General features: G+C 60.0%; 15 protein-coding genes. 7 read left to right on the top strand and 8 right to left on the bottom strand.

Features of this window, described 5'->3' with window-relative positions; all coding sequences use genetic code 11:
* Positions 1 to 79 precede the first annotated feature (79 nt).
* The 6 genes from prpD to ACA071_RS09325 form a co-directional block, all read right to left on the bottom strand.
* On the bottom strand, positions 80 to 1,564 hold the full coding sequence (gene prpD / locus ACA071_RS09350) for a 2-methylcitrate dehydratase (protein ID WP_497644059.1): 1,485 nt from the start codon (positions 1,562 to 1,564) through the stop codon (positions 80 to 82).
* 178 nt (positions 1,565 to 1,742) lie between these two features.
* The gene (prpF, locus tag ACA071_RS09345) at positions 1,743 to 2,933 is read right to left on the bottom strand and encodes a 2-methylaconitate cis-trans isomerase PrpF (RefSeq protein WP_497644058.1); all 1,191 of its coding nucleotides are present in this window, start codon (positions 2,931 to 2,933) and stop codon (positions 1,743 to 1,745) included.
* A 56-nt stretch (positions 2,934 to 2,989) separates the two neighbouring features.
* Positions 2,990 to 5,584, bottom strand: a complete 2,595-nt coding sequence (gene acnD / locus ACA071_RS09340) for a Fe/S-dependent 2-methylisocitrate dehydratase AcnD (RefSeq protein WP_497644057.1) — start codon at positions 5,582 to 5,584, stop codon at positions 2,990 to 2,992.
* Positions 5,585 to 5,797: 213 nt separating this feature from the next.
* Positions 5,798 to 6,925 carry a bifunctional 2-methylcitrate synthase/citrate synthase gene (gene prpC, locus ACA071_RS09335; RefSeq protein WP_497644056.1) on the bottom strand — a complete coding sequence of 376 codons (1,128 nt, stop codon included), beginning with the start codon at positions 6,923 to 6,925 and terminating at the stop codon, positions 5,798 to 5,800.
* 226 nt (positions 6,926 to 7,151) lie between these two features.
* The gene (gene prpB / locus ACA071_RS09330; RefSeq protein ID WP_010456549.1) at positions 7,152 to 8,042 is read right to left on the bottom strand and encodes a methylisocitrate lyase; all 891 of its coding nucleotides are present in this window, start codon (positions 8,040 to 8,042) and stop codon (positions 7,152 to 7,154) included.
* On the bottom strand, positions 8,039 to 8,758 hold the full coding sequence (locus ACA071_RS09325; protein WP_208295457.1) for a GntR family transcriptional regulator: 720 nt from the start codon (positions 8,756 to 8,758) through the stop codon (positions 8,039 to 8,041). The genes prpB and ACA071_RS09325 overlap by 4 nt, the downstream gene beginning before the upstream one ends.
* Before the next feature lie 307 nt (positions 8,759 to 9,065).
* Here ACA071_RS09325 and rloA point away from each other — a divergent pair, with 307 nt between their 5' ends.
* The 4 genes from rloA (at position 9,066) to pabB (ending at position 13,669) form a co-directional block, all read left to right on the top strand.
* On the top strand, positions 9,066 to 9,602 hold the full coding sequence (rloA, locus tag ACA071_RS09320; RefSeq protein WP_497644055.1) for a retropepsin-like aspartic peptidase RloA: 537 nt from the start codon (positions 9,066 to 9,068) through the stop codon (positions 9,600 to 9,602).
* Between the two features lie 5 nt (positions 9,603 to 9,607).
* Complete coding sequence (gene rloB, locus ACA071_RS09315) at positions 9,608 to 11,140, top strand: osmotic stress tolerance membrane protein RloB (protein WP_497644054.1); 1,533 nt, start codon at positions 9,608 to 9,610, stop codon at positions 11,138 to 11,140.
* Complete coding sequence (locus tag ACA071_RS09310) at positions 11,140 to 12,126, top strand: alpha-L-glutamate ligase-like protein (protein WP_497644053.1); 987 nt, start codon at positions 11,140 to 11,142, stop codon at positions 12,124 to 12,126. Before rloB ends, ACA071_RS09310 begins: the two co-directional genes overlap by 1 nt.
* Positions 12,127 to 12,331: 205 nt before the next feature.
* Entirely contained in the window at positions 12,332 to 13,669 is a 1,338-nt protein-coding gene (pabB, locus tag ACA071_RS09305) for an aminodeoxychorismate synthase component I (protein WP_497644052.1), read from the top strand.
* A 134-nt stretch (positions 13,670 to 13,803) separates the two neighbouring features.
* On the opposite strand, the gene thrH is transcribed toward pabB, so the two are convergent.
* Entirely contained in the window at positions 13,804 to 14,421 is a 618-nt protein-coding gene (thrH, locus tag ACA071_RS09300) for a bifunctional phosphoserine phosphatase/homoserine phosphotransferase ThrH (protein WP_497644051.1), read from the bottom strand.
* Between the two features lie 173 nt (positions 14,422 to 14,594).
* Between thrH and ACA071_RS09295 the strand changes: the two genes are divergently transcribed.
* From ACA071_RS09295 to ACA071_RS09285, 3 genes are all read left to right on the top strand, one after another.
* The gene (locus ACA071_RS09295; RefSeq protein ID WP_150800675.1) at positions 14,595 to 15,335 is read left to right on the top strand and encodes a phosphoadenylyl-sulfate reductase; all 741 of its coding nucleotides are present in this window, start codon (positions 14,595 to 14,597) and stop codon (positions 15,333 to 15,335) included.
* Positions 15,336 to 15,844: 509 nt separating this feature from the next.
* Positions 15,845 to 17,386: an NCS1 family nucleobase:cation symporter-1 gene (locus ACA071_RS09290; protein ID WP_497644050.1), complete on the top strand. Its 1,542-nt coding sequence runs from the start codon at positions 15,845 to 15,847 to the stop codon at positions 17,384 to 17,386.
* A gap of 57 nt (positions 17,387 to 17,443) precedes the next feature.
* Positions 17,444 to 18,172, top strand: a complete 729-nt coding sequence (locus tag ACA071_RS09285; protein ID WP_497644049.1) for an aspartate/glutamate racemase family protein — start codon at positions 17,444 to 17,446, stop codon at positions 18,170 to 18,172.
* 108 nt (positions 18,173 to 18,280) lie between these two features.
* Here the strand turns inward: ACA071_RS09285 and ACA071_RS09280 are convergent, their stop codons facing one another.
* Positions 18,281 to 19,204 carry a LysR family transcriptional regulator gene (locus ACA071_RS09280; protein WP_497644048.1) on the bottom strand — a complete coding sequence of 308 codons (924 nt, stop codon included), beginning with the start codon at positions 19,202 to 19,204 and terminating at the stop codon, positions 18,281 to 18,283.
* Positions 19,205 to 19,246: the final 42 nt, after the last annotated feature.

Genomic DNA, 19,246 nt, shown 5'->3' with positions numbered 1-19,246 from the left:
AGCTGCGATCTTTTGATTTTTCTTTTAACGGCAAAGATCAAAAGATCGCAGCCTTCGGCAGCGCCTGCACGGGTTGGCGTCAGATCACGAACAGGTCGACAAACCGGTTCACCGGCGTTGCTTCCAGCTTCGCTTGGTCCTTGCACAACGCAAAGATCTCATTACTGCGCTGAGCGGTGAAACGCGTCGCCAGGTTGGCCTTGAACTTGTCTTCCAACAACGGAATGCCATCGATGCGACGACGGCGATGGCCGATTGGATATTCGACCACCACGTTCTCGGTGCTGGAACCGTCCTTGAAAAACACCTGGATCGCGTTGGCGATGGAACGCTTGTCAGCCTCCAGGTATTCGCGGGTGAAGCGCGGCTCTTCAACGATGACCATTTTCTCGCGCAGCACATCGATGATCGGGTGCGCGACGTGGAAGTCGTCTTCGTACTGCTCGGCCACCAAGTTGCCGAAGGCCAGCGGCACGGCGGTCATGTACTGAATGCAGTGGTCGCGGTCCGCGGCATTGGCCAGCGGACCGACTTTGGAAATGATCCGAATCGCCGACTCATGAGTGGTGATGACGATCTTGTCGATTTCGTGCAGGCGATTCCTGACTTGCGGGTGCAGGGTGACGGCGGCTTCACAGGCAGTCTGCGCGTGGAACTCGGCCGGAAAGCTGATCTTGAACAGCACGTTTTCCATCACGTAGCTGCCGTACTGGCGGGAGAAGCTGAAGGCGCGTTTGTCTTCAGGCTTGAGCGCCAGGTCGTTATTGGTGTGGCTGAACAGTACGTCGTAGAAGCCCCACTGTTTGGCGGTCAACACGCCGGGGATGCCCATTTCGCCCCGCATGGCGATGTCCGCCAGACGCACGCCTCGGCTGGAAGCGTCGCCGGCGGCCCAGGATTTTCGTGACCCGGCGTTCGGCGCATGACGATAGGTGCGCAGCGCCTGACCGTCGGCAAACGCGTGGGATAACGCCGACAACAGCTGTTCGCGATTGGCGCCCATGAGTTTGGCGGTGACTGCCGTGGAGGCAACTTTCACCAGCAGCACGTGATCGAGTCCTACGCGGTTGAAGGAGTTTTCCAAGGCGATAACGCCCTGAATCTCGTGAGCCATGATCATCGCTTCCAGCACTGCGCGGATCGTCAGCGGCGCATCGCCATTGGCCAAACGTTTTTGCGACAGGTGATCAGCCACCGCGAGAATCCCGCCGAGGTTATCGGACGGATGGCCCCACTCAGCGGCGAGCCAGGTGTCGTTGTAGTCGAGCCAGCGCACGATGCAGCCGATGTCCCACGCTGCCTTGACCGGATCGAGACGAAATGACGTACCGGGGACACGGGCACCGAACGGCACGACGGTGCCTTCGACAATCGGGCCCAGGTGTTTGGTGCATTCGGGAAAGCGCAGGGCCAGCAGGCCACAGCCGAGAGTGTCCATCAGGCAGTTGCGGGCGGTGTCGAGTGCTTCAGCGGACTCGATCTTGAAGTTGAGGACGTAGTCGGCAATGTCCTGCAGGACTGTGTCGTAGTCGGGGCGGTTGTTCAGGTCGACGTTGGCGCTCATGTTCGATTCACTCTTGAAGTGGTTCGTTAATGGGACCTCGGTTCAGGACTAATCATTCTTATTATTGAAATGCGATCCCTGTAGGAGCTGCCGAAGACTGCGATCTTTTGATTTTGCTTTTTAGAATCAAGATCAAAAGATCGCAGCCTTCGGCAGCTCCTACAGGGGAATGTGTTCGTTAGAAAGAGTCGCCCGGCACGCGCACAAACCCTTCCATCAACACCCGCGCACTGCGGCTCATGATGGCTTTGTTCACGGTCCATTCGCCGTTCACTTGGCTGGCCTCGGCGCCCACACGCAAGGTCCCGGACGGATGCCCGAAGCGCACGGCATTACGTTCGATACCACCGGCCGCCAGGTTCACCAACGTCCCGGAAATCGCTGCCGCAGTACCAATCGCCACCGCCGCCGTGCCCATCATCGCGTGGTGCAATTTGCCCATCGACAACGCACGTACCAACAGGTCGACATCACCCGCCGCAATCGCCTTGCCGCTCGACGCCACGTAGTCCGCAGGCTTGGCCACAAACGCCACTTTCGGCGTGTGCTGACGCTTGGCCGCTTCGTCCAGGTCCTTGATCAAACCCATGCGCAACGCGCCGTAGGCACGGATGGTTTCAAACATCGCCAGGGCTTTCGGGTCGCCGTTGATCGCGCCTTGCAGCTCGGTGCCTGTGTAGCCGAGGTCTTCGGCGTTGATGAAAATCGTCGGGATACCGGCGTTGATCATGGTCGCCTTGAAGGTCCCGACGCCGGGCACTTCGAGGTCATCTACCAGGTTGCCGGTAGGGAACATCGACCCGCTGCCGCCCTCTTCTTCCGCCGCCGGGTCCATGAATTCGACTTGCACTTCGGCGGCCGGAAAGGTCACGCCGTCGAGTTCGAAACCACCGGTTTCCTGCACTTCACCATTGGTGATCGGCACGTGGGCGATGATGGTCTTGCCAATGTTGGCCTGCCACACGCGAACCACGGCAACGCCGTTGTGCGGGATGCGGCTGGCATCCACCAAGCCATTGCTGATGGCAAATGAGCCGACCGCTGCCGACAGGTTGCCGCAGTTGCCGCTCCAATCGACGAAAGGCTTGTCGATAGACACCTGACCGAACAGGTAATCGACGTCGTGATCAGCCTTGATGCTTTTCGACAGGATCACGGTTTTGCTGGTGCTGGAGGTCGCGCCGCCCATGCCGTCGATTTGCTTGTCGTACGGGTCGGGGCTGCCGATCACCCGTAGCAACAGCGCATCGCGAACCGGGCCGGGAATCTGTGCCGCTTCGGGCAGGTCTTGCAGGCTGAAGAACACGCCTTTGCTGGTGCCGCCGCGCATGTAGGTGGCGGGGATTTTGATCTGCGGTGCGTGAGTCATTGGTACTCCTTCAAAGCAGGCAGGGGACTTGAAATCCCCTGCCTGCCCATCGTGTTTTAAACGGCGACCGCCGATTCTTCGAGGAAGTCCTGAGCGAAACGCTGCAACACGCCGCCCGCCTCGTAAATCGACACTTCTTCGGCGGTGTCGAGTCGGCAAGTCACCGGCACTTCAACGCGCTCGCCATTCAGACGATTGATCACCAACGTCAACTGCGCCCGCGGGGTGCGGTCGCCGATCACGTCGTAGGTTTCGCTGCCGTCGATGGCCAAGGTGTGACGATCGGTGCCCGGCAAAAACTCCAGCGGCAACACGCCCATGCCCACCAGGTTGGTGCGGTGAATACGCTCGAAACCTTCAGCGGCAATCGCTTCCACACCGGCCAGACGCACGCCCTTCGCCGCCCAGTCCCGGGACGAACCCTGACCGTAGTCGGCGCCCGCGATGATGATCAGCGGCTGCTTGCGTTCCATGTAGGTTTCGATGGCTTCCCACATGCGCATCACCTGGCCTTCCGGCTCGACGCGAGCCAGCGAACCCTGCTTGACCTTGCCGTTTTCCTGGACCATTTCGTTGAACAGTTTCGGGTTGGCGAAGGTGGCGCGCTGCGCGGTCAAGTGGTCGCCACGGTGGGTCGCGTAAGAGTTGAAGTCCTCTTCCGGCAAGCCCATTTTCGCCAGGTACTCACCCGCCGCGCTGTCGAGCATGATCGCGTTCGACGGTGACAGGTGATCGGTGGTGATGTTGTCCGGCAGCACCGCCAACGGGCGCATGCCCTTGAGCGGACGTGCGCCGGCCAGCGCGCCTTCCCAGTACGGCGGACGGCGGATGTAGGTGCTCATCTCGCGCCAATCGTACAGCGGCGTGACTTTCGGGCCGGTGTCTTCGTGGATGGCGAACATCGGAATGTAGACCTGACGGAACTGCTCCGGCTTGACCGAAGCCTTGACCACGGCGTCGATTTCCTCGTCGCTCGGCCAGATGTCTTTCAGGCGGATTTCCTTACCATCGACCACGCCCAACACATCTTTTTCGATGTCGAAACGGATGGTCCCGGCGATGGCGTAAGCGACCACCAACGGCGGCGAAGCGAGGAACGCGTTCTTGGCGTACGGGTGAATCCGCCCGTCGAAGTTGCGGTTGCCGGAGAGCACGGCAGTCGCATACAAATCGCGGTCGATGATCTCTTGCTGGATCACCGGATCGAGTGCGCCGGACATCCCGTTGCAGGTGGTGCAGGCGAAAGCAACGATGCCAAAACCGAGTTGCTCCAGTTCGCTGGTCAGACCCGCTTCGTCGAGGTACAGCGCGACGGTTTTCGAACCCGGCGCCAGGGACGATTTGACCCATGGCTTGCGGGTCAGACCGAGCTTGTTGGCATTGCGCGCCAGCAGGCCGGCGGCGATGACGTTGCGCGGGTTGCTGGTGTTGGTGCAACTGGTGATGGCGGCGATGATCACCGCGCCGTCCGGCATCTGGCCCGGCACTTCGGTCCACTCGCCGGAGATGCCTTGAGCGGCCAGATCCGAGGTCGCGACGCGAGCATGCGGGTTGCTCGGGCCGGCCATATTGCGCACCACCGAGGACAGGTCGAAGCTCAAGCCGCGCTCGTATTGCGCATGCTTCAAACTGTCAGCCCAGAGGCCGGTGGTCTTCGCGTAGTTCTCGACCAACTGCACCTGCTCGTCTTCACGGCCGGTGAGCTTCAGGTAGTCGATGGTTTGCTGATCGATGTAGAACATCGCTGCAGTGGCGCCGTATTCCGGGGCCATGTTGGAAATGGTCGCGCGGTCACCGAGGGTCAGCGCCGAGGCGCCTTCGCCGAAGAACTCCAGCCAGGCGCCGACGACTTTCTGTTTGCGCAGGAACTCGGTCAGCGCCAGCACCATGTCGGTGGCGGTGATGCCCGGTTGCAGCTTGCCCGTCAGTTCAACGCCGACGCTTTCCGGCAGGCGCATCCACGACGCACGGCCGAGCATCACACTCTCGGCTTCCAGACCACCGACGCCGATGGCGATCACGCCCAGCGCATCGACGTGCGGGGTGTGGCTGTCGGTGCCGACGCAGGTATCCGGGAAGGCCACGCCGTCGCGCACCTGAATCACCGGCGACATTTTCTCCAGGTTGATCTGGTGCATGATCCCGTTGCCCGGCGGAATTACATCAACGTTCTTGAAGGCTTTTTTGGTCCAGTTGATGAAGTGGAAACGGTCTTCGTTGCGACGGTCTTCGATGGCGCGGTTCTTCTCGAACGCCTCCGGATCGAAGCCACCGCGCTCGACAGCCAGGGAGTGATCGACGATCAATTGCGTCGGCACTACCGGGTTCACTTGCGCCGGGTCACCACCTTGCAGGGCGATGGCGTCACGCAGGCCGGCGAGGTCGACCAAAGCGGTCTGGCCGAGTATGTCATGGCACACCACACGCGCCGGGAACCACGGGAAGTCGAGGTCGCGTTTGCGTTCGATGAATTGCTTCAGGGAATCGGTGAGCGTGGCCGGGTCGCAGCGACGCACCAGGTTTTCCGCGAGCACGCGGGAGGTGTATGGCAGAGTGTCGTAGGCGCCAGGCTGAATGGCTTCGACCGCCGCACGGACGTCGAAGTAATCCAGATGGCTGCCGGGCAGCGGTTTGCGGAATTCTGTGTTCATCAGGTCAGGACTCGGTCACGGTAGTTGCAAAAGGTGGGGCCTGGCATCGATGCTGAAGTGACTCCGATCCCGCGTAGGGACTGCCGCAGGCTGCGATCTTTTGATCTTGATTCTCTAGCGATTCAAAAATCGCCGAAGATCAAAAGATCGCGGCCTGCGGCAGCTCCTACAGGGGTGCTCGGTTCTTTCAGTTAGCTGCCTCAGGCCCACCGGTCAGCGTTGTTCGATTGGCACGAACTTGCGCTGTTCGACGCCGACGTACTCGGCGCTCGGGCGGATGATGCGGTTATTGGCACGTTGTTCGAACACATGCGCGGCCCAGCCGGTCAGGCGCGAGCAGACGAAAATCGGTGTGAACAATTTGGTCGGAATGCCCATGAAGTGGTACGTCGACGCATGGTAGAAATCGGCGTTCGGGAACAGTTTCTTCTGCTCCCACATGGTCTTGTCGATGGCTTCGGAGACCGGGAACAACACCGTGTCACCCACTTCGTCGGCGAGTTTTTTCGACCAGGCCTTGATCACCTCGTTGCGCGGATCGTTGTCTTTATAGATCGCGTGGCCGAAGCCCATGATCTTGTCCTTGCGCTCGAGCATGCCGAGGGTGCCTTTGATCGCCTCTTCCGGCGACGAAAAGCGCTCGATCATTTCCATCGCCGCTTCGTTGGCGCCGCCGTGCAGCGGACCGCGCAGGGAACCGATGGCGGCAGTAACGCAGGAATACATGTCCGACAGGGTCGACGCACAGACACGGGCGGTGAAGGTCGAAGCATTGAACTCGTGTTCCGCGTAGAGGATCAGCGACACGTTCATCACTTTGACGTGCAACTCGCTCGGTTTCTTGTCATGCAGCAAGTGCAGGAAATGGCCGCCTATCGACTGTTCGTCGCTCACGCAATTGATGCGCTTGCCGTCGTGGCTGAAGCGATACCAGTAGCACATGATCGCCGGGAACGCGGCCAACAGGCGGTCGGTGATGTCGTGTTGGGCGCTGAAGTCTTTCTCTGGTTCGATGTTGCCCAGGAACGAGCAACCGGTGCGCATCACGTCCATCGGGTGGGCGTCGGCGGGGATGCGTTCCAGCACTTCTTTCAGCGCTTGCGGCAGGTCGCGCAGCTTGCTCAGTTTGTCTATATAAGCAGCGAGTTGCGTTTTGGTCGGCAGTTCGCCGTACAGCAGCAGGTAGGCGACTTCTTCGAACTGCGCGTCAGCCGCCAGTTCGCGAACGTCGTAGCCGCGATAGGTCAGGCCGGCGCCCGACTGGCCCACGGTGGACAGTGCGGTTTGCCCGGCAACCTGGCCACGGAGCCCGGCGCCACTGAGTACTTTTGCTTCGGCCATTGCTGTCTCCAATCTTGAAATTTTTAGGGAATCTGCAATTTCTTTCGGTTTACATCGCCCTCTGTAGCAGCTGTCGAGCACCGCGAGGCAGCGTTCGGCGACGCAGCCGTCGTAAGCCCGGCATACGCGGCATCACCGGAAAAACTCAATCGCCTGGTTTGGCGAGTCCTTCGGCCTCGGACGCAGCCTCGCAGGCTCGGCAGCTGCTACAAAGGTTCTTTCGTCATTATTTCTTCGCGGCAAACAGCGCATCGAGCTTCTGCTCAAACGTGTGGTAGTCGATGCGATCGTAAAGCTCCATGCGCGTCTGCATGGTGTCGATCACGTTCTGTTGCGTGCCGTCGCGGCGGATCGCGGTGTAGACGTTTTCCGCGGCCTTGTTCATCGCGCGGAACGCCGACAGCGGGTACAGCACCAGCGATACGTCGGCAGCGGCGAGTTGCTCGGTGGTGTACAGCGGCGTCGCGCCGAATTCGGTGATGTTGGCCAGGATCGGCGCTTTCACGCGGTTGGCGAACAACTTGTACATGTCCAGTTCGGTGATGGCTTCCGGAAAGATCATGTCGGCGCCGGCCTCGATGCACGCGGCGGCGCGATCCAGGGCGGATTCCAAACCTTCTACTGCCAGCGCATCGGTACGCGCCATGATCACGAAGCTGTCATCGGTGCGGGCATCGACGGCGGCTTTGATGCGGTCGACCATTTCCTGCAGCGACACGATTTCTTTATTAGGGCGATGACCGCAGCGCTTGGCGCCGACCTGGTCTTCTATGTGAATCGCTGCCGCGCCGAACTTGATCATCGACTTGACGGTACGCGCCACGTTGAACGCCGAGGAACCGAAACCGGTGTCCACGTCCACCAACAGAGGCAGGTCGCAGACGTCGGTGATGCGGCGCACGTCGGTCAGCACATCGTCCAGGCCGGTGATGCCCAGGTCAGGCACGCCGAGGGAGCCGGCAGCCACCCCGCCACCCGACAGGTAGATCGCCTTGAAACCGGCGCGCTTGGCCAGCAGCGCGTGGTTGGCGTTGATCGCGCCAACGACTTGCAACGGATGCTCGCTGGCGACCGCATCGCGGAAACGCTGGCCTGGAGTGCTCTTGTTCGAACTCATGACTCACCTCGTTCAGTGGCTGTCTTATTAGCGCCGTCCTGGTAGTGACGGGCGATATTGCGTTTGGAGGCGCCGATGTGACGGCGCATCAACAACTCGGCCAGTTCACCGTCACGGTCGGCGATGGCGTCGAGAATCCGGTGGTGCTCGGCAAAGGCCTGGCGCGGGCGATTGGGTGTGGTGGAAAACTGGATGCGGTACATGCGCACCAGTTGATACAGCTCGCCGCAGAGCATCTGGGTCAGGGTGCGGTTGCCGCTGCCCTGGATGATCCGGTAATGAAAGTCGAAATCGCCTTCCTGCTGGTAGTAGCCGACCCCGGCCTGGAACGCCGCATCGCGCTCATGGGTTTCGAGGACCCGGCGCAGCTCGTCGATTTCTTCGAGAGTCATGCGCTCGGCGGCCAGGCGACAGGCCATGCCTTCCAGGGATTCGCGGATTTCGTAGAGTTCCAGCAACTCGGCATGGCTCAGCGATACCACCCGCGCCCCGACGTGCGGTATGCGCACCAGCAGGCGCTGACCTTCCAGGCGATGGATCGCTTCGCGCAGCGGCCCGCGGCTGATGCCATAGGTGCGGGCCAGCTCCGGCTCGGAGATTTTGCTGCCGGGAGCGATCTCGCCTTTGACGATGGCCGCCTGGATGCGCCGGAAGACGTTCTCGGAAAGTGTTTCCGAGTCGTCCTGCGCAATCACTGGGGGATCGAGTTGATCCAGCATATTGTCGACACCTTGAAAGCTAATGCGGCAAAAACTAGCGAATACAGGCCGTTTAGTCAAAGGATAAATAGGTATTGTCGACAATCGTCTAATAACCGCCCGCACCATAACGAAGCAGCTCCCTTGTTTATAGCCCCCTGCCAGCGGTGGCGCCATAAAACCACCGTGCTAGAATGCCGCCCGCCTTTGCTTGTCATCTGCATCTGCACGGCTTGTCATAAATAGCTGATAGGCATACGAGGGAGCTTGCGCAGTGATGCCAGGGCCTTGAATCGAAGTACGGACCGCTGCGCACCCAGGATTTATGAGACTCAAGCCCTTCACCACATTCCTTTATTTTCTTTTCCTGCCCGGTGTAGCTGCTGCGGGGGAAAAGACTGTGTACGGCCTCAACGAGTACGCCTCGCTGAACGGCATTGATCTGGAAGTCGCCGCCAAACTCGACACCGGGGCGAAAACCGCTTCTTTAAGTGCGCGGGACATCAAGCGTTTCAAACGCAATGGCGAATCCTGGGTGCGCTTCTATCTCGCGATCGACGCCGCGCATTCGCACCCGATCGAACGCCCCCTGGCCCGAGTCAGCAAGATCAAGCGCCGGGCCGGCGACTACGACCCGGAAGCAGGCAAGAAGTACACCGCCCGCCCGGTGATCGAACTGGATATCTGCATGGGTACGGCCTTGCGCAGCATCGAAGTGAACCTGACCGACCGCAGCGCCTTCCAATACCCGCTCCTGATCGGCTCCGAAGCGCTCAAACGCTTTGATGCGCTGGTCGACCCCAGTCTTAAATACGCTGCTGGCAAACCCGCCTGCGCCACCGACGCTCATACCGCAGAGTAATTCCAATGCGCTCTCTTAACCTCCATCTGAAAATCCTCATCGCCATATTGGTGGTGCTGGGCATTTCAGTTACGGCCTATCAGATCTTCGTGCTCGGCATACCCGTCACCGAAGACGCCACGGACGACTTGTGGAACATCGACGCCAAGGTCGAGTTCGTCGCCAGTGCCAAGGACCCGGTCAAGATCCAGATGTTCGTGCCGCCCCTGAGCCGCGACTTTGTGAGCCTGAACGAAAGCTTTATCTCCAATAACTACGGCGTGGCCGTGAACCGGATCGACGGCAACCGCAAGGTCACCTGGTCGGCGCGCCGGGCCAAGGGCAACCAGACCCTTTATTACCGCCTGGTGCTGACCAAACGCTACAGTGGCGAGAAGTCCAAGATCAAAGGCCCGACCTTCCGCGACAGCATCGCCGTCGAAGGCGCGGAAAAAATCGCGGCCGAAGCCTTGCTCGCACCGATCCGCCAGCACTCGGCCGACGTCGAAACCTTCGTCGGCGAAGCGATCAAGCGCGTCAACAATCTCAGCGATGACAACGTGAAGCTGTTGCTCGGCGGTGACCCGTCGACCTCGAACAAAGCCCGGATCGTCGAACTGGTGCTGTCCATCGCCCACGTGCCGGTGGAGAAGGTTCACACCATCCGTTTGGTCGCCGATCAGCCGCAAATGCCTGAACTGTGGTTGCGCAGTTTCAATGGCACCGATTGGCTGTACTTCAACCCGGAAACCGGTGAACAGGGCATGCCGACCGACCGCCTGCTGTGGTGGACCGGCGATGAAAACCTGATCACCGTCGATGGCGGCAAGAAAGCCAACGTGACCTTCAGCCTGAACAACAGCGAAATGAACGCCATTCGCCTGGCCAAGCTGACCGACGAAAACACCGACGCCAACTTCCTCGAGTACTCGCTGTACGGCCTGCCGCTGCAAACCCAGCAGACGTTCATGATCATGGTAATGATCCCGATTGGCGTGCTGGTGATCCTGATTCTTCGCAACCTGATCGGCCTGCAGACCCTCGGCACCTTTACCCCGGTGCTGATCGCCCTGGCCTTCCGCGAGACGCAGTTGGGCTTCGGGATTGTGCTGTTTACCATCATCACGGCGCTCGGGCTGTCGCTGCGTTCCTACCTTGAACACTTGAAACTGCAAATGCTGCCGAGGCTGTCGGTGGTGCTGACTTTTGTCGTGGTATTGATCGCGGCGATCAGTCTGTTCAGCCATAAACTCGGCCTGGAGCGCGGGTTGTCGGTGGCGCTGTTCCCGATGGTGATTTTGACCATGACCATCGAACGGCTGTCGATCACCTGGGAAGAACGCGGTGCCGGGCATGCGATGAAAGTGGCGATCGGAACGCTGTTCGCCGCGTCCCTGGCGCACCTGATCATGAGCGTGCCGGAGCTGGTCTACTTCGTGTTCACCTTCCCGGCGATCCTGTTGATCCTGGTGGGCTTCATGCTGGCCATGGGTCGCTATCGCGGCTACCGCCTGACCGAGCTGATCCGCTTCAAAGCGTTCCTCAAGGCTGATTCGTAATGTTCGGTTTCTGGAAGACCTGGAAGGCCCTGGAAGCCCGGGGCATCATGGGGATCAATCGGCGCAACGCGGACTACGTGCTCAAGTACAACAAGCGCAGCCTCTACCCGATTGTCGATGACAAGATCATCACCAAGGAACGCGCGATTGCCGCCGGCATTAACGTGCCGGAGTTGTACGGGATCATTTCCACCGAGAAAGAAATCGACAACCTCGACCGGATCATCGGCGGGCGCAACGACTTCGTGATCAAACCGGCCCAGGGCGCGGGCGGTGACGGCATTATTGTGGTGGCCGACCGTTTCGAGGGCCGCTATCGCACGGTGTCCGGCAAGATCATCAGCCATGAGGAAATCGAGCACCATGTCTCCAGCATCCTCACCGGCCTGTATTCCCTGGGCGGCCACCGTGACCGGGCGCTGATCGAATACCGAGTGACACCCGATCAGATTTTCAAAAGCATCAGTTACGAAGGCGTGCCGGACATCCGCATCATTGTGCTGATGGGTTATCCGGTGATGGCCATGCTGCGCTTGCCGACTCGCCAGTCGGGCGGCAAGGCCAACTTGCACCAGGGCGCCATCGGCGTCGGTGTCGACCTGGCCACCGGCCTGACTCTGCGCGGCACCTGGCTGAACAACATCATCACCAAACACCCGGACACCACCAACGCCGTGGATGGCGTGCAACTGCCCTATTGGGACGGTTTCATGAAGCTCGCCGCCGGTTGCTATGAACTGTGCGGGTTGGGTTACATCGGCGTAGACATGGTGCTCGATCAGGAGAAAGGCCCGCTGATCCTTGAGCTCAATGCCCGGCCGGGGTTGAACATCCAGATTGCCAATGATTGCGGGCTGACGTTGCGCACCCATGCGGTCGAGGCACGGCTGGAAGAGTTGAAGGCCCGCGGGATTACCGAGACGGTGCAGGAACGGGTGGAATTTGTTCAGGAGATGTTTGGGCATATTCCGCCGGTTGAGGGGTAGTTGATGATCGTTCCCGCTCTGCGTGGGAACGCATCCCGTGACGCTCCGCGTCACAGGCGGACGCGGGGCATCCGTGGCGGCGCTACCACGAGGAGCGTGGCAACGATCGGTCACCAATCTGCCAATCCCCGACATCCCCTCTAGGAGCAAATCCTGCGGAGGACTACAATCGCCACCCCGCCTCGATGGCTGATCCGCGCCGCCCATGTTGACCTGTTCCGTATACCCGCTCCCCTATCGCGCCAACCCCGCCGAGTACTTCGCGGCGATCCGTCATGCCCCCGGCGCCGTGCTGCTCGATAGTGGCCGACCAACGGCCGATCGCGGGCGTTTTGACTTGCTCAGCGCCTGGCCGCTGCAGCAATTGGCCGTCCTGTCGGAGGAAAGCGGAGCGGATTTCCTGCAACGCCTTCGGGATAATCTGACACAGCTCGGCGAAGCGTCAGTCCCGGATGAGCTGCCCTTCGCCGGTGGCCTGATCGGTTATCTGAGCTACGACTTCGGCCGTCATCTGGAAAATCTGCCGAGCCAGGCCCAGGACGATTTGCACTTGCCGGATGCGCGTTTCGGCCTGTATGACTGGGCGTTGATCAGCGATCACCAACGGCTGACCAGTCAACTGGTGTTTCACCCGACGCTGATCGAAAGCGAGCGGCAGCGTTTGATCGCCATGTTTACTCAGTCTGCATCCCACCCGGTCGAGCCGTTCAAGCTGAAGGCGCCGATGCAGGCCGATCTGAGCGCCGACGACTATCGCCAAGCCCTTGAGCGCATCCAGCAATACATCCAGGCCGGCGACTGCTATCAGGTCAACTTCGCCCAGCGCTTTCGCGCGCAATGCCAGGGTGATCCGTGGGTCGCCTATTGCGCACTGCGTGAAGCCTGCCCGACACCGTTTTCCGGGTTCCAGAGCCTGCCCGACGGCGGCGCAGTGCTGAGCCTGTCGCCGGAGCGCTTCGTCAAAGTCAGCGAACGCCAAGTGGAAACCCGCCCGATCAAAGGCACCCGGCCTCGCGGCCTGAGCCCCGCCGAAGACGCGGCGAACGCCGCCGAGCTGCTGGCGAGCCCCAAGGATCGCGCGGAAAACCTGATGATCGTCGACCTGCTGCGCAACGACCTCGGGCGCACTTGCCGCATCGGTTCGGTGCGGGTGCCGGAGTTGTTCAGCCTGGAAAGCTATCCGAATGTGCATCACCTGGTGAGCAGCGTCACTGGTGAACTGGCGGATGACAAGGATGCGCTGGACCTGATCGCGGGCAGCTTCCCCGGTGGCTCGATCACCGGCGCGCCGAAGATCCGTGCGATGCAGATCATTGATGAACTGGAGCCGACCCGGCGTGGGTTGTACTGCGGATCGTTGCTGTACCTGGACGTGCGCGGTGAGATGGACAGCTCCATCGCTATTCGCAGTTTGCTGGTCAAGGATGGGCAGGTGTGTTGCTGGGGCGGCGGCGGGATTGTCGCGGACTCGCAGTGGCAGGCCGAATATCAGGAATCGATCACCAAAGTGAAGGTGTTGCTCGATACCCTGCAAAACCTGTAACCGACACCATGATCATTCCCACGCTCCGCGTGGGAATGCAGCCAGGGACGGTCTGCGTCCCAAAAGCAAACGCGGAGCGTCCGGTGAGGCATTACCACGCAGAGCGTGGGAACGATCAGCGACCGCAACCGGGTTTACAGGCTAAGGGCGCGATTCGAAGCCTTGATAAACTCCTGCTTCAACTCCGCAAAGCTGTGCACCGCCGGAAACTGCGGAAACTCGCGGATCACATTGTCCGGCGCATGGAACAGAATCCCGGCATCGGCCTCGCCCAGCATCGTCGTGTCGTTGTAGGAATCCCCCGCCGCAATCACCCGGTAGTAGAGGCTCTTGAAGGCCAATACCGACTGACGCTTGGGATCCTTCTGACGCAACTGATAACTGGTCACCCGCCCGGCGTCGTCGGTAATCAGCCGATGGCAGAGCAAGGTCGGGAAGCCCAGTTGACGCATCAGCGGCTGGGAAAACTCGTAAAAGGTGTCTGACAGGATCACCACCTGGAAGCGCTCGCGCAGCCAGTTGACGAACTCGATGGCGCCGTCCAGCGGTTGCAGCGTGGCGATCACTTCCTGAATGTCCGAGAGCTTCAAGCCGTGCTCGTCGAGGATCCGCAGGCGTTGCTTCATCAGCACGTCGTAGTCGGGAATGTCCCGGGTGGTGGCCCGGAGGGATTCGATCCCGGTTTTTTCGGCGAAGGCGATCCAGATTTCCGGGACCAGCACACCTTCAAGATCCAGACAGGCAATTTCCACAAGACACTCCCATTTGTATTGATTATTGAGTCGAGCGAGCAAAAGGACTGCCGAACTCTAGCGACTCGGGCCAGCCCGCGCAACGCAGAGGGCGCGCCAGGGGCTGTGGGATTTTGTTACCATCGACGCCATATAGAGCGCCCAGCGCCACCGACCTGTAGGAAGCCGCCCTGATGAGCCCATCGTTCGATGTCGTGGAACTCGCCACGACCTATGCCAACAAATCCGCCCAAGACATCCTGAAACTGGCGTTCGCCGAGTTTGGCGATGACCTGTGGATATCTTTCAGCGGCGCCGAGGACGTGGTGCTGGTGGACATGGCCTGGAAGCTGAACAAGAACGTGAAAGTGTTCAGCCTCGATACTGGCCGCTTGCACCCCGAGACCTACCGTTTCATCGATCAGGTGCGCGAGCACTACAAGATCGACATCGAACTGGTGTCGCCGGACTACACGAAACTTGAACCGTTCGTGAAGGAAAAAGGCCTGTTCAGTTTCTACAAGGATGGCCATGGCGAATGCTGCGGCATCCGCAAGATCGAACCGTTGCGCCGCAAGCTGTCCGGCGTCACCGCTTGGGCTACCGGCCAGCGTCGGGACCAGAGCCCGGGCACCCGCAGCGCCGTCGCCGTGATGGAAATCGACACCGCGTTCTCCACACCCGAGCGCACCCTGTACAAATTCAACCCGCTGGCACAAATGACCAGCGAAGAGATCTGGGGTTACATCCGCATGCTGGAGCTGCCGTACAACAGCCTGCATGAGCGCGGCTTTATCAGCATTGGTTGCGAGCCGTGCACCCGCCCAGTGCTGCCGAACCAGCATGAGCGCGAAGGTCGTTGGTGGTGGGAAGAAGCGACGCAGAAAGAATGCGGATTGCATGCGGGGAACATCATCAGCAAATCCAAGGCATAAACCAAGCCTCGTGCAATTCCCCTGTAGGAACAATGCTTGCTCCTACAGGGTGCGTGGATGTCTTCATGAATGTGTACACACGAATGTCACCATAGGTGCCATTTATGTGTGCACTTTTTATTTGTTCGCCCCAAAAAGTTACATCCTCCATTCCTGAGTTCCTCAGACGACGTTTTTCACAAATCCCGCCAAAAAATAAATACCTGTTCAATCGGTCAATTTATATCGCCTTTATTTCAGCAACTTATCTTCTTTAAATAACAAAACGAAATTACAGAACAACTTCATAGATCCTGAATTGGCATAGATCTGGCTTTAGTGCACTTATGTTTTGTATACAATTAAAATCAAAACATACACACACTTTCGATCCGCAAGCCTGAAGCGCCCTATCCCGTACAGGCTGCAGATGCCCCGTAACCAATGATGCTTATTGCCCGCGACGAAGATTTGTCGAGCCTGCGCTCATGCACAGTCATCGCGATGCCAAGCCTCAGGAGCCTGCCGGAATGCGTACTAGCCTATCCAATAACAACACCGCGCTGGATCTGCCCTCCTCCCCACCAGCCTTTAATACTCACGATCAAACGCATCAAGCCCCGGTGGTCCTCAGCCCACGCCTGCACAACAAGGACCTGGCGCCGACCAAGGCCGAAGGTCGGCGCTGGGGCCGCTACAGCATTTTTGCCCTGTGGACTAACGACGTTCACAACATCGCCAACTACTCGTTCGCCATCGGCCTGTATGCCTTGGGGCTGGGGGGTTGGCAGATTCTGCTATCCCTGGGGATCGGCGCGGCGTTGGTGTATTGCTTCATGAACCTGTCGGGTTATATGGGCCAAAAGACCGGTGTGCCGTTTCCTGTCATCAGCCGGATCAGTTTCGGCATCCACGGGGCGCAAATTCCTGCGTTGATCCGCGCCGTTATCGCCATCGCCTGGTTCGGGATTCAGACGTACCTGGCCTCGGTGGTCTTTCGTGTGTTGCTGACGGCGGTCCATCCCGGCTTCGCCGATTACGACCACAACTCGATCCTCGGCCTGTCGACCTTGGGCTGGATATGTTTCGTTGCCATCTGGTTCGTGCAACTGGCGATCCTGGCGTATGGCATGGAAATGGTCCGGCGTTATGAGGCATTTGCCGGGCCGGTGATTCTGCTGACCGTCGCCTCCCTCGCCGGGTGGATGTACTTCCAGGCCGATGCGACCATTGCCTGGTCGACTCGTGAACCGCTGACTGGCGGCGAGATGTGGCGCAATATCTTTGCCGGCGGTGCGTTGTGGCTGTCGATCTACGGCACGCTGATCCTCAACTTCTGCGACTTCGCCCGTTCCTCGCCGTGCCGCAAGACCATCAAGGTCGGAAACTTCTGGGGCTTGCCGGTGAATATTCTGGTGTTCGCCAGCATCACCGTCCTGCTCTGCGGTGCGCAATTTCAGATCAATGGCCGGATCATCGAAAGCCCGACCGAAATCATCGCCTCGATCCCCAACACCTTCTTCCTGGTGCTCGGTTGCCTGGCGTTCCTGATCGTCACCGTGGCGGTGAACATCATGGCCAACTTCGTCGCCCCGGCCTTCGTGCTCAGCAACCTGGCGCCGAAATACCTGACCTTCCGCCGTGCCGGGCTGATCAGCGCGACCATCGCCGTGCTGATCCTGCCGTGGAACCTCTACAACAGCCCATTGGTGATCGTGTATTTCCTGTCCGGTCTCGGCGCCCTGCTCGGCCCGTTGTACGGGGTGATCATGGTCGACTACTGGCTTGTACGAAAAGGCCAGGTCAACGTGCCGCAGTTGTACAGCGAAGACCCCAACGGCGCTTATTACTACAGCCGTGGCGTCAATCTCCGAGCCGTGGCGGCGTTTATTCCTGCAGCCTTGATCGCCATCGTCCTGGCGCTGGTGCCGGGTTTCCACCTCGTGTCGCCGTTCTCCTGGCTGATTGGTGCCGGGATTGCCGGGATGCTCTATCTGATCATCGCCAAGCGGCAGCCGCATTACGCCGATGTCAGCGGTGAATGCATCGCCGTCGATAACGTCGGCCATTAATCCCATCGCGGTCTGGCAATGTCGGGCCGCCGAACTACCCCGCTATAAGGACTTCACATGCGAATTCTCGTGGTCAACGTCAACACCACCGAATCCATCACCCAGGCCATCGCCCGCCAGGCTCAGTCCGTGGCCGCGCCCGGCACCGAAATCATCGGCCTGACCCCGCATTTCGGCGCCGATTCCATCGAAGGAAATTTCGAGAGCTACCTGGCGGCCATCGCGGTGATGGACCGGGTCATGTCCTACGACCAGCCCTTCGATGCGGTGATCCAGGCCGGTTACGGTGAACACGGTCGCGAAGGCTTGCAGGAGTTGCTCAACGTGCCGGTGGTGGACATCACCGATGCGGGCGCCAGTACGGCGATGTTCCTCGGTCATGCCTACTCGGTGATTACCACGCTGGACCGCACCGTGCCGCTGATCGAGGATCGCCTCAAGTTGTCGGGGCTGTGGGACCGCTGCGCGTCCGTGCGAGCCAGTGGCTTGGCAGTTCTGGAGCTGGAGTCTGATCCGCAGCGCGCGCTGGAGGCGATTGTTCGCCAGGCGGAATTGGCGGTGCTGGAGGACAAGGCCGAGGTGATTTGCCTGGGTTGCGGCGGCATGGCCGGGCTGGATGAGCAGATTCGCCAGCGCACCGGCGTACCGGTGGTGGACGGGGTGACGGCGGCAGTGACCATTGCCGAGTCGTTGGTGCGGTTGGGGTTGTCGACGTCGAAGGTGCGGACGTATGCGACGCCGCGGCCGAAGACGATTATTGGTTGGCCGGGGCGGTTTGGGCGGTAGACCGCGTTATCGTTCTTCGCGGGCAAGCCTCGCTCCTACAGGGTTCGCGCAACCCCGTGTAGCAGCGAGGCTTGCCCGCGAAGGCCACGACTCGGTTTGGAACCTGGCTCAAAGAGCACTAAACCGCTCCCCCAACCCCTGCCCCGCAAACTGCTCAATAATGAAATCCACAAATGCCCGAGTCTTGCCGGGCAGCAGTTTATGTTCCGCGTAATAGATCGAAATATTGCCATCATCGACATACCAGTCCGGCAATACCCGCTGCAACGTCCCGGCCTGCAGATAACCCACGGCAAACGGCATGCTCACCAGCGCGATGCCCAACCCCTGGGCGGCACTGGCGCAGGCCGCTTCCGAATCGCTCATGGTCATTCGTGCCTTGAGCACCAGCGGGCTGTGTTGCTGAGTACGACTGGTCAACTGCCAGGAGCGCACGCGACCGGTTTGCGGGGAGCGAATCAGAATCCCGTCGCACTGCTTGAGATCGTCAGGTTCGACAATGGCTTCGCGTCCGGCCAGATACTCGGCTGACGCCACAAGCACCCGATGGGCCGGGGTCAACTTTCGAGCGACCACGCCCAGGGGCAACTCGAACCCGCCGCCAATCGCCGCATCAAAACCCTGGGCAATCAGATCGACCTGGCGATTATCGAAGTGCCAGTCCGGATTGATCGCCGGAAAGCGCCGCAAAAACTCCCCCAGCAGCGGCACCACATACAGACGCCCGAACACCGTGCCCATGCTGACCTTCAGCGTGCCGGCCGGGCGCCCTTCGGCACTGGCGAGGTTGGCCACGGCGTTTTGAATGGTGTGCAGGCTGGCGCTGACTTCGCTCAAAAACAACTGGCCGGCCTCGGTTAAGGTCAGGCTGCGCGTGCTGCGCTGAAACAGCCGCACACCCAGTCTGGCTTCAAGCTTGGCGACGCTCTTGCCCACCGCTGCCGGAGTCAGGCTCAAGCGCCGCGCAGCTTCGGCGAAGCTGCCGACTTCGGCGCTGCGCACAAAGCATTCGATGCTGCTGAAAGTTTCCATGATCGTCACTATAAACTTCTGGTTTACACAGACTATACAATT

The sequence above is a fragment of the Pseudomonas sp. LBUM1646 genome, assembly GCF_059716165.1.
The sequence above is the reverse complement of the archived record's forward strand: the minus strand, read 5'-3'. Positions and strand labels throughout refer to the sequence as shown.